This is a genomic window from Myxococcus xanthus (assembly GCF_006402735.1).
GTDB classification, from domain to species: Bacteria; Myxococcota; Myxococcia; order Myxococcales; family Myxococcaceae; genus Myxococcus; species Myxococcus xanthus_A.
In genome coordinates, this window is sequence record NZ_CP017174.1 from 268,626 (window position 1) to 285,945 (window position 17,320).

Below are 17,320 nucleotides of genomic sequence, written 5' to 3' on the forward strand. Positions count from 1 at the left end.
ATGGGGGGAGGTGACGGTGAGGTGGGTTGCTTGCCCGCTTCCCGCTCATGTGCCGGGCGCGATGCCGCCGGGTTCAGCTAGCGTGGATACCATGCCCATCGTCCATGACTGGCTGGCCCGGCGTGCCGCGCTGGCTCCTGAGCGTACCGCCCTCATCGACGCCGACCATGGCGAGCGACGCATCTCCTTTCGTGAATGGAACGATGCGGCTTCGCGTACCGCCGCCTTCCTCCACTGGGGGCTGGGCGTGGGGCGAGGGGACCGTGTCGCCGTGCTCGCCTACAACTGCGTCGAGTTCCTCGACCTCTTCTTCGCGTGCGCGAAGCTGGGCGCCATCCTTCAGCCTCTCAATTGGCGGCTGAGTGCCGCGGAGCTGGGTGGGCTGCTCGCGGATGCAGAGCCCGCCGTGTTCGTCTTCGGGCCGGAGTTCCGTGCCCAGGTGGAGGCCGTGCGGCCTGGCGCGTCCTTCGTGCGCCACTGGCTCTGCCTCGAGGCTCCAGGACCGGGTGAGCGGGCCTTCTCCGAGCGCGACACGCAGACGGACGTGTCCCTTCCTCCGCTGGAGCTGGAGGAGGATGCCCCATGGGTGCTCTGCTACACGGGCGGAAGCACCGGTCTGCCGAAGGCCGCGGTGCTCACGCACCGCTCCATCACCGCCAACGCGGTGAACACGGTGATGGGCTGGGGCCTGACCGCCGATGACGTGGCAATCCTCAACGCACCGTTGTTCCATGCCGGAGGACTCAGCGTCTTCACCGCGCCGCTGGCCTACGTCGGCGGCGCATCGGTGGTGTGCCGGAGCTTCGATGTGGAGGGCGTGTTCGACCTCGTGCAGCGGGGCGTGGTGAGTCTCTTCTTCGGCGTTCCCACCATGTTCATCGAGATGCAGCGCCACCCGCGCTTCGATGCCGTGGACCTGTCACGCCTCAAGCTGGTCATCAGCGGCGGCGCGCCCTGCCCAGCCCCCGTCTTCGAGCGCTTCTTCGCTCGGGGCATGGACTTCAAGACGGGGTATGGCCTCACCGAGGCGGGCCCCAACAACTTCTGGCTTCCGCCGGAAGACGTGCGCCGCAAGCCGGGGGCGGTGGGCGTGCCCCTGTTCCACGTCGAGGCCCGCATCGACGGTGAGACGCAGCCGGGCGACGTGGGCGAGCTGCTCTTGCGAGGCCCCCACCTGTGCGCGGGCTACTGGCGCCGTCCGGAGGACACCGCCCGCACCTTCGCGGACGGCTGGCTACACACCGGCGACCTGGCGACGCGGGACGCGGAGGGATGCTTCCGCATCGTGGGCCGCAGCAAGGACCTCATCATCTCCGGCGGTGAGAACATCTACCCGTCGGAAGTGGAGAGCGTCCTCGCGGGGCATCCCGACGTGGCCGAGGTCGCCGTCATCGGCGTGGCGGACTCCAAGTGGGGGGAGACGCCGCGCGCGCTCGTCGTCGCGCGGCCGGGCACTTCGCCTTCGGCGGAGGCACTGTTGCGCTTCTGCGACGGACGGCTCGCTCGCTACAAGACGCCGAAGTCGATTCGTTTCGTGGAAGCCCTGCCGAGGACCTCCGCCGGCAAGGTCGACCGGCGCACGCTCGGTGCCGCGCACGGCACGCCCTGAGTTGCCCACAAGTCCTCCCCAGGCCCGTGTCCCTGTCGGCTGCGCATCCGTTCGTTCCGGGCCGCCCGGTGCCGCTGGGCTTCCTCACGGGCCTGGGTGTCGTTGGCCTCCAGTTCCTGGAAGACGGTCCGTGCCTGTTCCATGACGGTGCGCATGGCCTCGGCATCGACGCGGCGGACATGTCGCGTATCGGCACGCCGTTCTTCCGCACGGACCTCAGCCGCGCGCTCAGGACCGGGGGCGTGGGTTTGTGGCTCGCGCTGGCCCGGCGCATCGTGGACGCGCACGGCGGTGCCCTGGTGCTGGAGCGCCAGTCTGGCGTGGGGACCACCGTGCGAATCACACTGCCGACGGCTCACGGGTAGCGTGCCGCGCGCGGCTCACCCCCGCGCCGTGAAGCGCCCGGCCAACTCCTTCAGCTTGGACGCCCGTGCCCGCAGGTCTTCCACGGAGCGGGCGATCTGCTGCACGCCAGCCACCGACTCCGTCGAGCGCACCGAGAGCGCCTGGATGCTCCCGGCGATGCTCTCCCCAGACGCGGACTGGCGCGTGTTTTCGTCCGCCATCCGCTCCACCTTGCCACCAATCTCATTCACACCAGCGAGCAGCCGCGACAGCGCGTCGCCCGCCGCCGAGGACAGGCCCAGCCCTTCCTGCACCGCCGTGGTGCCCTGGCGCATCAGGTCCGCGGCCGCCCGCGTGTCCGCCTCGCTCCGGCTCAGCAGCGTCTGCACCTGCCCCGCGGCATCCCGCGTCCGGTTCGCCAGTTTGCGCACCTCGCCGGCCACCACCGCGAAGCCCTTGCCGTGCTGGCCCGCGCGCGCCGCTTCAATCGCGGTGTTCACCGCCAAGAGCTGCGTCTCCTCCGCCACCTGCTGGATGAGCCGCAACATCTCCGCCGTCACCCGGCCAGAGGCCTGCAACCGCTCCACCGTCCGCGCCGAGCCCTCCACCACCTCCACGATTTCCGCCATCTTCCGCAGCGCCTGGCCCACCGCCGCGCCACCCTCGCGCGCCACCTGTCCGTTGTCCGCCGCCGTCTTCGCCGCCGTGCGCGCCGCCTCCGCTCCCTGCGACACCCGCGCGCTCATGCCCTGCACCGTCTGCGCCGCGCGCTGGAGCGAGTCCGACTGCTCCCGCGTCGTCACCGACAACGCATCCGCGGAGGCTCGAATGCGCTCCGCGTCTGTCGCCGTGGCGCCCGCCGCATCCACCAGCGCCGCCACCACCTCGCGCAGTCCCGCCACCATGGTGTTGAAGGCCGCCGCCAACTGGCCCACCTCGTCCGCGGAGCGCACCTCCACCCGGGTCTCCAAATCACCGCGCGCCACCCGGTGCGCCGCCTGCGCCAGCTCCCGCACCGGCCGCACCACCCGGCGCGACAGATATGCGCCGGCCAGCAGCGCGAGCGCCAGCGCGCCGCCCACCGCCAGGAGGATGCGCTGGCGCACCGCCGCCACCGCGCGCTCGATGTCCTCCACGTACACGCCCGTGCCCAGCACCCACCCCCAGGGTGCGAAGAGCTTCACGTAGCTCTCCTTCGGAATGGCCTCCGGCGAGCCCGGCCGCGTGGCTTCGTAGGACACCGCGCCCTGACCCTGGGCTCGCGCCAGCGTGACGATGTCCACGAACACCGGCTTGCCGCGCACGTCGCGGTAGCCCTTCAGGTCCTTGCCCAGCATGTCCGGCAGGTGCGGATGCATGACGAGCCGCGTGTCCAGGTCGTTGACCCAGAAGTACTCCACCTGCGAGTAGCGCAGCTGCTCCAGCAGCGCAGCGGCCTGCGCCTGGGCCTCCTGTCGCGTCAGCGCGCCCGACCGCTCACGGGCCTCGTAGACCTCCAACACGCCGTAGGCCGTCTCCACCGCCTGCCTCAGTCCCAGGATGCGGTCCTCGCGAAGCTGCTCCCGCAGCTGCGGCAAGACGAACCCCAGGATGACGACGAGCAGCGGCAGCGCCACCACGCCCATCGCCACGCACAGCTTCACCAGCAAATTCCGGCCGACCGCCATCAGCCCTCAGCGTATCCGCCGCATCGTCACCGCGCTCGTTCACCTGAGTCTGGAAATACCCCCGGTATCAGTCCTGCCGAGGGTTCGCACACCCGGTGAGGTCTCCTGGGATTCACCAAGTCCTGTATTTCCAGATAGATATGAAGCGTGGTGAACCGCTTCTGCACACGTTGAAAACATGAACCAACCCTAGAGGGCGGGACAGCGTGCAGGACTCGACGGAACCGTAGGAAAGTCGCCGCACAACGTATCAGGTCCTCCTGCGACCCAGGTGACTGCATGGGTCCGGAAGGCATGCGGAGGCTTCTCACTCGACGTTTTCCGTCGAGAAAAGGCATCGGCCGCGCGTCGTGGATGGACTCGCGAAGTCCACCGCGTGCACAGCAACCCTATGGGTGAACAATTGGAGACTGACCCGGCAAGTTCTGTCTGTCTGCCCCCATACGTCCTATGCCAGCGGCCAAACGTTCCGGGTCGGTAAGGCATGGACAAGAAACTCGCAACCACAATCGGAGCTGCCGCGCGCGTTGCTCGCACCCGCCTGGAGCTCACCCAGGCGGACGTGGCTGAGCGTATCGATGTGGCCACCGAGGTCTACGGGCGCCTCGAGCGCGGCGGGATGCTGCCCAGCGTGCAGACGCTGCTGAAGCTGTGCCACGAGCTGCACGTCTCCGCGGATGAGCTCCTGGGACTGTCGGCGAACGCCCTCAACGGTGTCGCGCGCCCCGGCGAGGCGCCCACCTCTCCGCAGGAGCGCCCCGAGGTGCGGCGCCTGCTGCGCACCGTGCGTCCGCTGGAGCCCGCGAAGGTGAAGCTCTTGGGGCTGGTGGCCAACGCGTTGAACCGCCGCTGACCTCTGTCGCTTCAATCCCTCACAGCTCGGAGAGGATTCGGTCCAGCTCGTCAGGCTTCACGGGCTTGACCAGATGCCGGTCGAACCCGGCGCGCAGTGCCTGGTCCCGTCCCTCGGGGCCGCCATAGCCCGTCATGGCCACCAGCCGGATGCCGTTGCCCACCTGGGCACGCAGCGTCTGCGCCACCCGGTAGCCGTCCAACCCTGGCAGGCCGATGTCCACCAGCGCCAGCTCGGGCGGCTGCGCCACCGCGAGCGCCACGCCCTGGAGGCCGTCCGGCGCCACCGCCACCTGGTGGCCCCACAGCTCCAGCAGGTCGTGCATGGCCTGACGCGCGTCCGAGTTGTCCTCCACCACCAGGACGCGCCGACCGCGGCGGAGGTCCACCGCGTTGCGCGCGGGCGCGGGCTCGACCATCGTGGGGTCCAGGGGCAGCTTCACCACGAACTCGCTGCCGTGGCCGGGGCCGTTGCTTCGCGCCGTCACCTCGCCGCCGTGGAGCTGGACCAGCTTGCGCACCAGCGTCAGGCCAATGCCCAGGCCGCCGCGCGAGCGCTCCAGCGAGGTGTCCGCCTGCGCGAACAGCTCGAAGATGCGCGGCAGCACCTCCGGCGGGATGCCGATACCAGAGTCCTTCACCCGCACCACCGCTTGGGCCGAGCCGTCCACGCCTTCCTGTTCCACGTGCAGGTGGACGCAACCCGTGTCGGTGTACTTGATGGCGTTGTCGAGCAGGTTGGTGAAGACCTGCTCCAACCGCGTGGCATCCGCCTGCAGCCAGAGCGGACCGGAAGGCAGCGAGACGTCCAGGCCCAACCCACGCGAATCCGCCATGGGCTGCACGAGTTGGAGCACCTGCCGCAGCACGGGCACCAGGTCCACGGGGCCAGGGCGCAGCTCCACCTTGTCGCGGGTGATGCGGCTGACGTCGAGCAGGTCATCCACCAGCCGCGCCAGGTGGGTCGTCTGGCGCTGGATGATGCCGCGCATCCGCGCTTCCTTGTCATCGCTGGCGGGCCTGCGCTCCAGGATGCCAATGGCTGTCATGATGGCGGCCAGCGGGTTACGCAACTCGTGCCCCAGCATGGCCAGGAACTCGTCCTTGCGGCGGTCCATCTCCGCCAGCTCGTTGGCGCGGTTGCGCGCCACCTGCTCCGCGTGGCGCAGGCGCAACAGCGACTTCACCGTGGCGATGAGCTCCGCGCCCTCGAAGGGCTGCGTGAGGTAGGCGTCCGCGCCGCCGTCCAGGCCGCGCACCTTCTTGTCGGAGGTGACGAAGGTGGCGGAGGTGTGCAGCACCGCCATGGCCGCGGTCTGGGGATTGGCGCGCAGCCGCTCGCAGACCTCGTAGCCGCTGATGTCCGGCAGCTTCACGTCGAGGATGACGACGTCCGGGCGGTGTTGCTGCGCCATCAGCAACGCGCCCATGCCGGTGGCCGCCTCCAGCACGTTGTAGCCCGCCAGCGAGAGCAGCCGGTTGATGAGGTAGCGGTTGGCGTCGTCGTCGTTGACGTTGAGGACGGTGGCCAGACGGGGCTCAACCACGGCGGCTTGTCTCCTGCATCAACGCTTGGGAGCCCAGGCCGGCCTTGGACAGGGCGTCCCGGATGCGGGTGATGGCCACCTCGCGGCTCAGCGTGTGCTTGGCGAGGATGGCGGCCGTCTCCTTCGCCAGCCGCGAGCGCTCGGCCTCTTTCAGCTCGTGCGAGGTGTGGAGGATGACGGGAACGTCACGCGTGCGCGGGTCCGCCTTCAGCTCGTCCAGCACGTCGAAGGCGGTGATGTCCGGCAGCACGAAGTCCAGGAAGATGAGGTGCGGGGACTTCTCCCGCGCCAGTTGGACGCCTTCCTTGCCGCCAGCCGCCTCCAGCAGGACGTAGGGCATGTCCTTGAGGAGCTGCTTGAGCAGGTAGCGGTGCACATCATCGTCGTCGATGATGAGGATGCGCTCCACCGGACCGGTGCGGGCCATGGCTTGCAGCTTGCGTTGCAGCCGCGCCTCGTCCACCGGTTTGAGCCAGAACTCGTCGGCGCCCAGCGCGCGGGCCTTCTGCTCGCGGTCCGTCACCGTCACCACCAGGATGGGGATGTCGCGGGTGGCCTCGTTGTTCTTCATGTCCGCCAGGAAGCCCCAGCTCGTCTCGCCCTCCAGCATGACGTCCAGCACCATGGCGGCGGGGCGCACGCGCTCCAGCACGCGCCGGGCCTCATCCGTGCTGCGCACCGGCAGCACCTGGAAGCCGGAGCGCGCCAGGTACTTCTCGTAGAGGAAGAGCGTCTGCCGGTCGTCCTCCAGCACCAGCACCGGCGCCCGGCTGGGGTCCAGGTGCGCGCTGCGCTCCGTCAGGCCGGTCATCTCCGTGACCTCCATGTGGACGCGCGGGAGGGTGACGGTGAACGTGGCGCCCTGTCCCAGCGCGCTCTTCACGGTGAGCGTGCCGCCCAGGAGCTCCGTCAGCCGGCGAGCCAGCGGCAGGCCCAGGCCGGTGCCCTTCGCCTTGCGTTGCAGGTGGCTCTCCACCTGCGAGAACTCCTCGAAGATGCGCTCGTGGTGCTCCGGCGCGATGCCAATGCCCGTGTCCTGCACGGTGAAGACCACCGTGTCCCGGGGGCCGGGCGCCGCTGACACCGTGACGTGGCCGGACTCGGTGAACTTCAGCGCGTTGGACACCAGGTTGCGCAGCACCTGGCTCAGCCGGGACTCGTCCGTCTCCAGCTCCAGCGGCGCGTCTGGCTCCACCAACCGCAGCGCCACGGGCACGCCAGGCGGCAAGAGCGGTTTCATCATGCCGCGCAGCGCGCTGAGCAGGTCGCGCACCACGAAGCGGCTGTGGCGCAGCGCCGCCTTGCCGGCCTCCATCTTGGAGAGGTCCAGCAGGTCATTCACCAGCTCGAAGAGGGCCTCCGCGGAGTTGCGGATGAACTGGACCTGCTTCTCCTGCTCGCCGCTCAGGGCGCCGTTGATGGGGTTGAGCAGCACCTTCGACAGGCCGAGGATGGAGTGCAGCGGGGTGCGGAACTCGTGGCTGACGTTGGTCACCACGCGGCTCTTGATTTCCGCGGCCAGCTGGAGGCTTTCGGCCTTCTCATCCAGCGCGGCGTGGAGGCTGCGCACGCCGCGGTTGGACTCCTCCAGCTCGCTGTTGAGGCGGGCCAGTTCGTCCGCGCGGCGCTTGAGCTCGCGCTGCTGGCGCTCCGTTTCGCGGTGGAGCGCGGACAGCTCGCTCAGGGTGGTGCTCACCCGATCGAGCGCGCTGCCGTAGTCCTCCGGCACCAGGCTGCCCACCAGCAGCACGCCTCCGTCATGGGGCCGGGCGCGGAAGGCGAACGTCGCGGGCACCTGGTCCCGGCAGAGGATGAGCTCCCAGCCCTCCACCTTCTCGTCGCGCGCCCGGACCAGCAGCCGGTCCACCTTCTCTTCGGTGCCCTGGGCCGCCAGCCCACGCAGCGGCTGTCCGGGTTCGGCGGCGAGGGCGTTCCGGGCGCGGGCGTCCACCCAGGTGAGGGTGCCGCCCGCGTCGCAGGCCAGGGCGACCTCGCGGCTGAGGTCGTCGAAGAACGGCGGCTCGGCGGAGGCGGGATGCCTCATGAACGAGTCTCCTCCCAGGACACCCCCGCTTCGGCGAGGAGTGCCCGTGCTTCGGGGTGACGTGAGCCCAGCACGGACTTCAACATGCCCAGCACACTGGGAAATGCCAGGAGGCCAAATCCGCGCCTCGGCCAGAAGCCGGCGTACCAGCGCACATGGTCGCCCAACAGGTCGGACTTCCCGGCGGCGAGCGCGTCGGCCACGTAGGACAGCTGCAACTGGAGCTCTTCCTCCAGACGGGGCTGGTCCTCGGGGATGATGTAGAGCGTGAGGCGCGCCGTGGCGGCGCGTGCGAGCTCGGGCGCCTCCTCTTCCAGCAGGCGGGCCGGACCCTCCTGGTAGCGAAGGGCCTGTCGCGCGGCGCCCACGTAGTCGTGGGGTTCGCTCCCGGGGCCCCAGCCTTCCGCTTCCAGCGCGGCGGTCAGCCCGGCGAAGTGCCGGTCCAGATGGCGCGAGCACATGCCGCGCGACACCAGCAGGGTGCGCAGCCAGCGGGCGTAGCCCTCCAGGACAGAGGGGAGGTGTTCGTCCAGGGCCTGCACCAGGTAGCGGATGTGGAAGCGCGCGTCCTCGTCACCGAAGCGCTGCGCGCGCTCCAGGCCGTAGCGGGCGGCCCAGAAGGGGTCCTGATAGAGCGCCTCCTGAGAGGCGGTGGCCAGCCGGTCCGCCCGTGCTTCCACGCTCTTGCTCACGCTCTCCATGGTGCTTTCAGACTCCCAGGACCCGGCAGGCGGACGCGACGAACTCCCGCGCGTCCTTGCCGAAGAAGTTCACGCCCAGCTCCTCCTCCAGCCCGGGTGCCCAGTTGAAGGCCAGGCCGCCCACGGCGATGGAGACATCGGGGAGTGTCTTGCGCACGTGCGCCACGGCTTCGCGGAGCGCGGGCAGGTGGTACGTCATCGTCACGGAAAGGGCGACCAGGTCCGGACGAAGCTCGTTCGTCATGCGGGCCAGGTGCTCCGGTGGAACGTTGGCGCCCAGGAAGCGCACGTCGAAGCCGGCCATCTCCAGGAAGTCGCTGGACATGCGCGCACCCACTTCATGCAGCTCGCCCTGGACGCAGGAGACGAGGACGACCTTGCCGTTGAACGGATCCCTGGGCAGGTGCCGGTACAGGTGCGCGAGCGCGAGCTGGGAGACGGCGGTCGCCAGGTGCTCCTGCGCCACGGAGATGACGTTCTCCTGCCACAGCCTGCCGATTTCATACTGGGCGGGCTGGATGACCTCCAGGTGCAGCGTCTGGAGAGGAACGCCCCGGAGCAGTCCCTCGTCCACGAGCAGCCGCAACGCCTCACGCCGGTTCCCGGCGAGCTGCGCTGCGAGATACGCGTTCAGCAGGCCCGTCAGGGCGGAGTCGTTGGAGGTGAGCACGGGCGCCGTGGAGGGGAGGGCGAGGGACAACGTATCGGGGTTGTGTTTCTCAGTTACAGCGAACTGGCCCCGATTTCATCGCCAACCTGACAGTGCCCGGCCCTTCTTTCACGCACTCGCGTGCCTGCTTGCTTGTAGCTTTTACCGAATCAGGCGGTGGCATTGTACCTGGGTACAGGGACGCCGCGCTGATTCCCGATAAGTCCCCAGGAAACACGGGACTGAAAAGTCCGAGTGACAGTTCTCCGAGGCCGCGGTGTTTCCCTGTCCGCGGCAACCGAGGGAGGCGAGCGAGCGGTGTCAATCGATGTGGAGGCCTACTACCGGCGCTATGGCCCCCAGGTGCTCCGGCGCTGCCGCTTCCTCTTGCGTGACGAGGAGAAGGCCGTGGACGCCATGCACGACGTGTTCGTGCAGTTGCTGCGCTACCAGGGCGCGCTGAAGGACGCGGCGCCGTCGAGCCTGTTGCACCGGATTGCCACCACGGTGTGTCTCAACAGGCTGCGCGGCGCGAAGCGGCGCCCGGAGGACCGGGAGGACGAACTGGTGCTGCAGATTGCCTCCGCCGACGACACCGAGTCCCGCACCGCCGCGCGCGGCCTGTTGGACCGCCTCTTCGGCCGGGTGCCCGCGTCCAGTCAGGACATCGCGGTGCTGCACCTGGTGGATGGGATGACGCTGGAGGAGACGGCCCGCGAAGTGGGGCTGTCCGTGTCCGGCGTGCGCAAGCGCCTGCGGGCGCTGACGGCAGTGCTGCAAGAGCTGGAGCTGGAGGCCGCATGACATCCGCCCACCACCGCACCCCGGATTGGTTGCTGGAACGAATCGCCCTGGGCGAGCTGCCGCCCGCGGAGCTGGCCGCCGCCCGCGCCCGGCTGGCCGAGGAACCCGACGGCCTGGCCCGGCTCGCTGCGCTGGAGTCCGACACGCGCGCCACGCTGGAGGCGCTGCCGCCCGCCCGGGTGGCCCGCGAAGTGGAAGCGCGCGCGGCCCGGCGGGATGCGCCCCGCCCGGCCTTCCGCCTGTCGCCCGCGTGGGGCCTGGTGCCGGCGCTCGCCGCGGTGGCGCTGGTCATGGTGGCCCTGCCTTCCTCGGAAACCGGGTACGGCACGGCCCCGGGGGACACCCGGGAGGTCACGCGCATCAAGGGGCTGGCGCCGCAGCTCGTCATCCACCGGCAGTCCACCTCCCGCCCGGAGCGGCTCGCCGACGGGGCCGCCGCCGCCGCGGGTGACGTGGTGCAGGTGGCGTACATCGCCTCGGGCCGCTCGCATGGCGTCATCGTCTCCCTGGATGGCAACGGCGCCGTCACCCTCCACGCGCCGGATGAGGGCTCCCGGTCCATGGCCCTGGTTCCGTCGGGAACGCAGGTGTTGCCGCGCGCCTACGAGCTGGACGATGCCCCGGGTTTCGAGCGCTTCTTCTTCGTTTCGTCCGATGCGCCCTTCGACGTGGCGGTGGTGCTGGCCGCCGCGGAGGCACTGTCTGGAAATCCCGACGCCTCCTCGGCACCTCTGTCATTGCCCGGGAACTTGACGCAGGCCTCCCTCACGCTGGAAAAGCAGGAGTGATGAAATCCTTTGCGCTCCTCGCATTCGGGCTGTGGGCGGGGACGGCCACCGCTGAGTCCCAGTACGCACCCCGCCTTTCGCTGATGAGCGAGCGGGGGGCCTTCGCCCAGCAGCCGGGGGAGGATGTCTCCGAGTCCTCCTCGAGAGGGCTGCGCCGGGGCTCCACCCACATGGAGTTCTGGTTGAGCGACATCCAGGTCGCCAACATGGGGGTGAAGCTGGGCGGCGGGGCCGTCTACTTCACGCTGATGGCGGGCCTGGAGCCGGGCCGCGACGCGCGCTTCAGCTTCGCGGCGGGCGTGGGCGGCCACATGACGCTGTCCCAGCGGCTCTGGGTGGACCTGGACGTGACGGGCGGCGCCGTCCAGCCGGTGCGCAACCCGCTGGAGGGCGACGGTGGCAACGTGCTGGGGCAGGTCCGGTTGATGCTGGGCTTCCAACTCATGCCCCGCCTGGCCGTGTTCGCCGGGCCCACCTACAACGCGTGGTTCTCCTGGGGCGCGTCGGACTTCGACTCCATCACCCGGCTGTCCTTCCGGGAGCGCAACCCGGAGCCGGATCAACGCCTCCAGCACTGGCCCGGCATCCAGGTGGGCCTCCACATCTGAGGCCCGCCCGGAAGGGTGTTTTCAGTTCTCCACCTTGCTGGCGCGCAGGACGGTGGCCGCGCCCGCGGGGCCCGCGTTGGGTCGCGTCTCCAACGTGCCCTGAATCTTGAGCCCGGTGCCGTCCAGCGTCTTGCGGATCAAGGCACCCGTCTGCTCGTCCGAGCCCTTCGTCACCGCGGACAGCTCCAGTTCGTGCACGGGGATGGGCTCCGCGTCTGGCTTGTCCACCGGGAAGGCGTTGTAGGTGGGGCAGGGCGGGGCGAAGCAGCGCACGCCACTGTCCTTGACGATGTAGACGGCGCTCTCACCCTGCTTGGGCTGGGAATCATTGCTGGGCGGTGGGGTCATGGTGGGCGTTCCGTTCTCGCTGGAGGGGGTTCCATTCTCGCTCGCCGGTGGCGAGGACGTCGCGGCGGGCGGCTTGCTACATCCGGAGACGAAGCCAAGGACAAGGGCGGCGAGCACCAGCGAGCGGCGGTTCATGACGGGCTCCAGGGGAGGAAAGAGGCGCCAGTGTGCTCCGGCTCGCCGCCAGGGGCCAGTCTGTCTCGCGAATTGGTGACTGGCGGTCAGTTGCAGGTGGACATTGCTGCTCCCACGTCGCTCAGGGTTCGTTGACGGACTGGAGTGCAGGGGCTACATCCGGCCTCGTAGATCGGCCTTCGCGGCCGAGACCCGTAAGGACGCCCTCCGATGGAATTCCGCATCGCCGCCGACGAGCTGAAGAAGGCCCTCTACCGCGCCCAGGGCATCGTGGAGCGCAAGACGACGATGCCCATCCTGGCGAACGTGCTCGTCACCGCGAACAAGGGCGGCATCACCGTCACCGCGTTTGACCTGGACATCGGCGTCGTGTCCGAGCACCCGGCCGAGGTCATCAAGACGGGCGCCGTCACGCTGAGCGCCAAGTACGTCTTCGACATCGTCCAGAACCTCCCGGACGCGCAGGTCACGCTGAAGAAGCTGGCCAACAACTACGTGGACATCTCCAGCGGCTCGGCCCACTTCAAGATCGTGGGCATGGCGGCCGAGGAGTACCCCAAGCTGCCGAAGGAAGAGAGCGCGCCCCTGGTGCAGGTGGGGGGCAACACGCTGCTGGAGATGATCAAGAAGACGCAGTTCGCCATCTCCAGCGACGAGACGCGCTACATCCTCAACGGCGTCTTCTTCGAGCCCCAGTCCACCGGCAAGGTCCGCATGGTGGCCACCGACGGTCACCGGCTGGCGCTGGTGGAGCGCGAGCTGCCGGGCGACTTCAAGCTCAAGAGCGGCGTCATCATCCCCCGCAAGGGCCTGATGGAGCTCAAGCGCCTGCTGGATGAGGCGCCGGACGCGGAGTGCCACCTGGGCTTCGCGGAGAACTCGGCGCTGTTCAAGAAGCCGGGCCTCACCATGGTGATGCGCCTCATCGACGGCCAGTTCCCGGAGTACCAGCGCGTCATCCCCAAGGAAGGGGAGAAGGTCGTCCTGGTGCCCAAGGTGCGCCTGCTGGAGAGCCTCAAGCGCATCGCCCTGCTGTCGGCGGACAAGAGCAACGCGGTCCGCATCGGCCTGGAGGAGAACCAGCTCATCATCACGGCGAGCAACCCGGACCTGGGCGAGGCCAAGGACGTGCTGGAGCTGGCCTACCGCGGCAACGGCATCACCATCGGCTTCAACGCGCGCTACCTGATGGATGTGCTCGCCGTGACGGAGACGGACGAGGTCTCCTTCGAGCTGGGTGACGAGCACAGCCCGGGCGTGCTCCATGCCCCCGGCGACCGGAGCTTCACCGCCGTCGTCATGCCCATGCGCGTGTGAGTCGGGTGGGCTCCCTTGAGAGGGCCCGCACCGTTCACTCGTGACGCGTCGGGCCCCTGGGGGGCCTGACACCCGGCCGGTGCCTTCCTATGGTGATGGCATGGCCACGCACCCGGACAACCTGCGCGCCCGGCTGGAGGACCGCGCGGACCTCCTGGAGGCCACGCGTCTTCGCTATCGCGCCCTGCGCGGCATGCTGGCGGCCTTCTTCTGGAAGGAGCGGGTGCGCTCGCAGTTTGAGCTGCTGCTGGAGGTGGCGCGCACGCAGCCGGAGGTGGACGCCACCCTGGCCGCGCTGAAGCGCCGCGCCGCCGCGGAAGGGTGGCCGGCGAGCGCCGCGCCCATGAAGCTGATGCGCGAGGTGGAGCGCCTGCGGGAGGACGTGCGGCGCGTGGCCTTCAAGCGGCTGCCCGTGGAGGGCCGGCCCGCGACGCTGGGCGAGGCGCTGCTGAAGTTGGAAGAGACGGTGCTGGAGGCGGGGCCGCTCCTGGGGCGGCACATCTGGGCACGGGCGGTGGAACTGTTGCCGCGCAACCTGCCGGAGCTGCGCGCCGCGTGCGCCGCCGCGGAGGTGTTCGAGCACGTCTTCAAGCGTCCCGCGCCGGAAGGCGTGCTGCCCTTCACGGTGGAGGAGGCGGAGGCGCTTCAGCGGGCGCTGCCGCTGGCGGAGACGGCGCTGGCGGCGCTGTGGCAGCGGCTTGAGCACTTCGACACGCGGGGGCAGGTGAAGGGCTTCCTGCTGGCCCGGGCGTCGCGCGCGCCGCAGCGGGTGCCTCGCAGCGGGCCGGAGCTGCTGCTGCACGTGGCCTTCTGGCGGGGCGTGGCTTGGGCGCGGCTGCGCGCCTTGTTGGAGGAGCGGCTGGCCCCGGTGGTGCCCGCGGACGCCGAGGTGCCGGCGCTGCTGGCGTGGCTGGCCGCGCGCGAGGGGCGTTCCGAGTGTGGCGCGGAGCCGCGGCTGGGCGGGCCGGGGCTGTTCGCGCCCGAGGCGCCTGGCACGCAGCCACCCACGAGGCGGCTTCGGGGCGACGATTCGCGGACGGGCGGGTCCGTAGGGCTGCGCGGCGTGGGCGTGGAGGTGGCCGGGGAGGTGCGGCTTCTGGCCTGCGAGGCTTTTGGCGAAGGGCGCGCCGGGCTCTTCGAGCTGGCCGCGCAGCTGGCGGCGCTGTCTCGCGAGCGCCCCGTGGGCACGTGGGATGAGGAGACCGCGTGGGCGCGGCTGTGGAACGCGGCGCAGCGGGCTCGAGGCGAGCAGGGCGAGGACGTGGAGCGGCTGCGGGACGCGCTGCGGCTGTTCATCCTCCTTCGCGGCCAGGGACAGACACCCGCGCGCCTGTTCTCTCCCGAGCGGGCGCGGGTTCCCACGGCGGAAATCGGGGCCGACGCGGGCTCGGCCGTGAAGGACCTTCCCGCGCTGGTGCATGCGGCCCGCGCTGCGGCGTGGCGCGGGCGCTAGGCCGCGGCGCGGGTGCCAACGGCGGAGGCCGGCATTGGCCGTGTTGGGCCTGCTTTCGTGGGTGTCCGTGGCCGCGCGGCGGCGTAGCGGAGACGCTCGCCACCGCGTGTGGGTCCGAGACGGTCACGCGGGCGACAGCGTGGCTTGTCCGGCCTGATGCTCGCTGACGGGCAGCAGCCGCGAGGCCAGGCCCGCGAGGAGCGCGTCCTCTGTCAGGGCCACGGCCACGTCCGGAACGCCCAGCTTCTTCGTGGCGCTGCGCCGCAGCGAATAGAAGGCCCAGCTCGATGCCAGCGCCGCCAGGGCGCCCAGGGCCGCCGCCGCGAGCCGCCCGCCGCGTTGGCGCTCCGTCGTCACCGAGGCCGCGGCCAGGGCGCCCGACAACATCCGGCCCGTCAACGGCACGGCGGTGACACGCGGGGGCGCCATCGGCAGCTTGTCCGCGACAAGCTCACCCACGGCGAGCAGGCCCAGCACGCGCGGCGTCCATGGATGCGCCAGGATTCTGGCGAGCCGGTCCTCGCTGTCGGGCTGTGTCTTCGTCAGCCAGCGGCTCGCCAGCGCCGGCGCGCTCATGCTCCGCATTCCCGCCAGCACGCCCAATCCCAGGGCCCTCAACCCGTGTGCTCGATTCATGGCCTCTATCTCCTCCTCCATCTGCGTTTCTCGCCGTCCTGGCGCCCGCTGCGCGAAGAACTGCACCGGGGCCGTTCCCAGCGCATGGCCGGAGTGCGCCAACTGGCCGTGGCTCGCGAGCTGGCCGACGAGCTCCGGGTGCTTCAACGCCAGCTCGCGCACCCGCACGTGCGTCAGCCGGTGCCACGCGCGCTGATAGCGCGGAGCCACCATCGCGAAGCCCAGCCGGCTCCACCAATTGGGGAACTGGCCGGGACGCCAGGCCGCCTCGATGTGGAAGCGCACCTCGCCGCTCTCGTGGTCCTTCTTGAGCAGGAACCACTCGCGCCCGGCCTCGATGTGTCCATGGAGCGTCTCGAAGCTGAAGCCGAAGACGCTGCACCCCGCGTCGTGCTCCTCGCGCGTGCCTCCCACCCGCACGCCGCACAGGTAGCGCAGCTGCTGCCCCAGCGCGCGCAGCTCCAGCAGCACCGTGCGGCCCTGCATCGGCTCCTCGGCGGAGAAGTGCCAGGCGACGATGCGCGGGTCGGAGAAGTCGAAGGTCTCCAGCACCTGCTGGGCGCGCTCGAAGAGTCCGCCCGGGACGGGACGCCCTGGCGACTCGCGGCCGAGCACGCTCTCTGAGCGGACCTGGCTCCACCCGCCCTGCAGCGTCATCTCCCCGGAAACCTCCGGGAAGTTGCGCGCCAGCGTGCGAGCGCGCGTCAGCCGGGGCACCATTTCTTCTTCCGTCCAGCCGGAGAACCAGCGCCACTCAATCATTGTCTTCCGTCTCCCCGCGCCAGGAAGGTGGGCCCGTGGGCGGTGTCGCCGCCGGGCGGTTCGTCCTCCAGCTCGGTGGTGTCCGCGTGGATGACGCCATGCACCCCGTCACCGGCCGTCAGCGCGGCGCGCAGGACGAACTCGGTCCAGGTGTTGGTCTGCATGGCGTCTCCGGCGGTGACGAAGCCGAGGTAGTGGAACGTCGAGCCGGAGCGCGCCCGGCTGCGGATGTGGAAGATGACATCGTCGCGCGCGTTCCGGTAAGCGCCGAAGGTGATGCGGCCCGCCTCGGGGTGCCCGTGGAGCGTGCCGAGCGTGAAGCTCTGGGCGTCCTGGTGGATGACGCGCACGGCGAAGGTGCCCGCGCCCTGAATCTTCACCGTCAGCGATTCGTCCAGTTCCAGCGGCTGGCCTTCGCGTCTCTTCTGTCCGCGCTCGAAGACGCAGAGTTCGGCGGGCGCGAACTCGGCGAAGCGCACGGACACCCAGCGCATGAGCTCCTGGGGTGAGACCCGGCAGTTCCGGATGACCGCCCAGTAATCACGCTGGAGCAGGGGGCCTGCTCCCTCTTCAGGGAGCTGGAGCTCGCCTGACTGGTTGGCGTCTGTATGCATGGACTCGCTCGCCATCTCGCCCTTTGCCTCCATCGGTCACACCATGATGGGGACCTCTCCGCGGGGCTGCATGGCGCGGCCCGGCGGAAGAGCGCAGCATGCGGCGGGCCCGCCTGCCCGCCCTGGGAGGGAGCATGGAGATGGACATCAACCCGGCGAGCCAGGCGTCGGAGCATGAGTACATGGACGTGCCCCCGGTGGTGCGGGCGGAGCACGCCGAGGCGTCACTGACGCGTTTGATTGAACAGCAGACGGCGAAGGTGCCCTCGCACGTGTTCCTGGTGGCGAGCCTCGCTGCGATGGGCGTTTCCTTCGTCTTGGAGGTGACGGGCCGCTCGCGCCCCAGCCGCTTCATTGGCCAGTGGGTGTCGCCCTTGCTGGTGATGGGCGTCTACAACAAGCTGGTGAAGATTTTCGGGCCGCGGTGAGACTGGGCGCCCA

17 protein-coding genes are annotated in these 17,320 nt (G+C 70.0%); 9 read left to right on the forward strand and 8 right to left on the reverse strand.

Annotated features, from left to right (window positions below; genetic code table 11):
* The first annotated feature begins 91 nt into the window (after positions 1-91).
* Both BHS09_RS01095 and BHS09_RS39105 read left to right on the forward strand, forming a co-directional pair.
* On the forward strand, positions 92-1,609 hold the full coding sequence (locus BHS09_RS01095) for an acyl-CoA synthetase (RefSeq protein WP_140796947.1): 1,518 nt from the start codon (positions 92-94) through the stop codon (positions 1,607-1,609).
* Between the two features lie 26 nt (positions 1,610-1,635).
* Entirely contained in the window at positions 1,636-1,974 is a 339-nt protein-coding gene (locus BHS09_RS39105; RefSeq protein WP_237080123.1) for an ATP-binding protein, read from the forward strand.
* A 15-nt stretch (positions 1,975-1,989) separates the two neighbouring features.
* On the opposite strand, the gene BHS09_RS01105 is transcribed toward BHS09_RS39105, so the two are convergent.
* Positions 1,990-3,621 (reverse strand): methyl-accepting chemotaxis protein, encoded by a 1,632-nt coding sequence (locus BHS09_RS01105; protein ID WP_140786686.1) that lies wholly within the window; start codon positions 3,619-3,621, stop codon positions 1,990-1,992.
* A 484-nt stretch (positions 3,622-4,105) separates the two neighbouring features.
* On the opposite strand from BHS09_RS01105, the gene BHS09_RS01110 reads away from it, so the two are divergent.
* Positions 4,106-4,474, forward strand: coding sequence for a helix-turn-helix transcriptional regulator (locus BHS09_RS01110; protein WP_140786687.1), 369 nt, complete (start codon positions 4,106-4,108; stop codon positions 4,472-4,474).
* 19 nt (positions 4,475-4,493) lie between these two features.
* Here BHS09_RS01110 and BHS09_RS01115 read toward each other — a convergent pair whose 3' ends face one another.
* Genes BHS09_RS01115 through BHS09_RS01130 form a run of 4 tightly spaced genes read right to left on the reverse strand, consistent with a single transcriptional unit; the run spans position 4,494 to position 9,435 of the window.
* On the reverse strand, positions 4,494-6,020 hold the full coding sequence (locus tag BHS09_RS01115) for a response regulator (RefSeq protein WP_140786688.1): 1,527 nt from the start codon (positions 6,018-6,020) through the stop codon (positions 4,494-4,496).
* On the reverse strand, positions 6,013-8,064 hold the full coding sequence (locus BHS09_RS01120; protein WP_140796948.1) for a hybrid sensor histidine kinase/response regulator: 2,052 nt from the start codon (positions 8,062-8,064) through the stop codon (positions 6,013-6,015). The genes BHS09_RS01115 and BHS09_RS01120 overlap by 8 nt, the downstream gene beginning before the upstream one ends.
* Complete coding sequence (locus BHS09_RS01125; RefSeq protein ID WP_140786690.1) at positions 8,061-8,765, reverse strand: hypothetical protein; 705 nt, start codon at positions 8,763-8,765, stop codon at positions 8,061-8,063. The genes BHS09_RS01120 and BHS09_RS01125 overlap by 4 nt, the downstream gene beginning before the upstream one ends.
* A gap of 7 nt (positions 8,766-8,772) precedes the next feature.
* Complete coding sequence (locus tag BHS09_RS01130; RefSeq protein ID WP_140800579.1) at positions 8,773-9,435, reverse strand: cobalamin B12-binding domain-containing protein; 663 nt, start codon at positions 9,433-9,435, stop codon at positions 8,773-8,775.
* Positions 9,436-9,732: 297 nt separating this feature from the next.
* On the opposite strand from BHS09_RS01130, the gene BHS09_RS01135 reads away from it, so the two are divergent.
* The 3 genes from BHS09_RS01135 to BHS09_RS01145 are packed head-to-tail and all read left to right on the forward strand — an operon-like array spanning position 9,733 to position 11,614.
* Positions 9,733-10,218, forward strand: a complete 486-nt coding sequence (locus BHS09_RS01135) for an RNA polymerase sigma factor (protein ID WP_026113921.1) — start codon at positions 9,733-9,735, stop codon at positions 10,216-10,218.
* Positions 10,215-11,006, forward strand: a complete 792-nt coding sequence (locus BHS09_RS01140; protein ID WP_140796949.1) for an ActD-like protein — start codon at positions 10,215-10,217, stop codon at positions 11,004-11,006. The genes BHS09_RS01135 and BHS09_RS01140 overlap by 4 nt, the downstream gene beginning before the upstream one ends.
* Positions 11,006-11,614 (forward strand): peptidase, encoded by a 609-nt coding sequence (locus tag BHS09_RS01145; protein WP_140796295.1) that lies wholly within the window; start codon positions 11,006-11,008, stop codon positions 11,612-11,614. The genes BHS09_RS01140 and BHS09_RS01145 overlap by 1 nt, the downstream gene beginning before the upstream one ends.
* Before the next feature lie 21 nt (positions 11,615-11,635).
* On the opposite strand, the gene BHS09_RS01150 is transcribed toward BHS09_RS01145, so the two are convergent.
* Positions 11,636-12,097, reverse strand: coding sequence for a DUF6748 domain-containing protein (locus BHS09_RS01150; protein WP_140786692.1), 462 nt, complete (start codon positions 12,095-12,097; stop codon positions 11,636-11,638).
* A 210-nt stretch (positions 12,098-12,307) separates the two neighbouring features.
* Between BHS09_RS01150 and dnaN the strand changes: the two genes are divergently transcribed.
* Both dnaN and BHS09_RS01160 read left to right on the forward strand, forming a co-directional pair.
* Complete coding sequence (gene dnaN, locus BHS09_RS01155; protein WP_140786693.1) at positions 12,308-13,414, forward strand: DNA polymerase III subunit beta; 1,107 nt, start codon at positions 12,308-12,310, stop codon at positions 13,412-13,414.
* 100 nt (positions 13,415-13,514) lie between these two features.
* Entirely contained in the window at positions 13,515-14,867 is a 1,353-nt protein-coding gene (locus BHS09_RS01160) for a hypothetical protein (protein WP_174260478.1), read from the forward strand.
* A 123-nt stretch (positions 14,868-14,990) separates the two neighbouring features.
* Here the strand turns inward: BHS09_RS01160 and BHS09_RS01165 are convergent, their stop codons facing one another.
* Together BHS09_RS01165 and BHS09_RS01170 are read right to left on the reverse strand one after the other, a co-directional pair.
* Positions 14,991-16,265: a DUF1990 family protein gene (locus BHS09_RS01165; protein WP_140796951.1), complete on the reverse strand. Its 1,275-nt coding sequence runs from the start codon at positions 16,263-16,265 to the stop codon at positions 14,991-14,993.
* Positions 16,262-16,912: a DUF1990 family protein gene (locus BHS09_RS01170; RefSeq protein WP_237080124.1), complete on the reverse strand. Its 651-nt coding sequence runs from the start codon at positions 16,910-16,912 to the stop codon at positions 16,262-16,264. Before BHS09_RS01170 ends, BHS09_RS01165 begins: the two co-directional genes overlap by 4 nt.
* Before the next feature lie 65 nt (positions 16,913-16,977).
* Between BHS09_RS01170 and BHS09_RS01175 the strand changes: the two genes are divergently transcribed.
* The gene (locus BHS09_RS01175) at positions 16,978-17,307 is read left to right on the forward strand and encodes a hypothetical protein (protein ID WP_140796952.1); all 330 of its coding nucleotides are present in this window, start codon (positions 16,978-16,980) and stop codon (positions 17,305-17,307) included.
* Positions 17,308-17,320: the final 13 nt, after the last annotated feature.

Coding starts and splice junctions, on each gene's coding strand:
- dnaN (WP_140786693.1), top strand. CDS start 12,308: ATGGAATTCCGCATCGCCGCCGACGAGCTGAAGAAGGCCCTCTACCGC.
- BHS09_RS01105 (WP_140786686.1), bottom strand. CDS start 3,621: ATGGCGGTCGGCCGGAATTTGCTGGTGAAGCTGTGCGTGGCGATGGGC.
- BHS09_RS01170 (WP_237080124.1), bottom strand. CDS start 16,912: ATGGAGGCAAAGGGCGAGATGGCGAGCGAGTCCATGCATACAGACGCC.
- BHS09_RS01140 (WP_140796949.1), top strand. CDS start 10,215: ATGACATCCGCCCACCACCGCACCCCGGATTGGTTGCTGGAACGAATC.
- BHS09_RS01120 (WP_140796948.1), bottom strand. CDS start 8,064: ATGAGGCATCCCGCCTCCGCCGAGCCGCCGTTCTTCGACGACCTCAGC.
- BHS09_RS01110 (WP_140786687.1), top strand. CDS start 4,106: ATGGACAAGAAACTCGCAACCACAATCGGAGCTGCCGCGCGCGTTGCT.
- BHS09_RS01150 (WP_140786692.1), bottom strand. CDS start 12,097: ATGAACCGCCGCTCGCTGGTGCTCGCCGCCCTTGTCCTTGGCTTCGTC.
- BHS09_RS01145 (WP_140796295.1), top strand. CDS start 11,006: ATGAAATCCTTTGCGCTCCTCGCATTCGGGCTGTGGGCGGGGACGGCC.
- BHS09_RS01160 (WP_174260478.1), top strand. CDS start 13,515: ATGGCCACGCACCCGGACAACCTGCGCGCCCGGCTGGAGGACCGCGCG.
- BHS09_RS01165 (WP_140796951.1), bottom strand. CDS start 16,265: ATGATTGAGTGGCGCTGGTTCTCCGGCTGGACGGAAGAAGAAATGGTG.
- BHS09_RS01175 (WP_140796952.1), top strand. CDS start 16,978: ATGCGGCGGGCCCGCCTGCCCGCCCTGGGAGGGAGCATGGAGATGGAC.
- BHS09_RS01095 (WP_140796947.1), top strand. CDS start 92: ATGCCCATCGTCCATGACTGGCTGGCCCGGCGTGCCGCGCTGGCTCCT.
- BHS09_RS01125 (WP_140786690.1), bottom strand. CDS start 8,765: ATGGAGAGCGTGAGCAAGAGCGTGGAAGCACGGGCGGACCGGCTGGCC.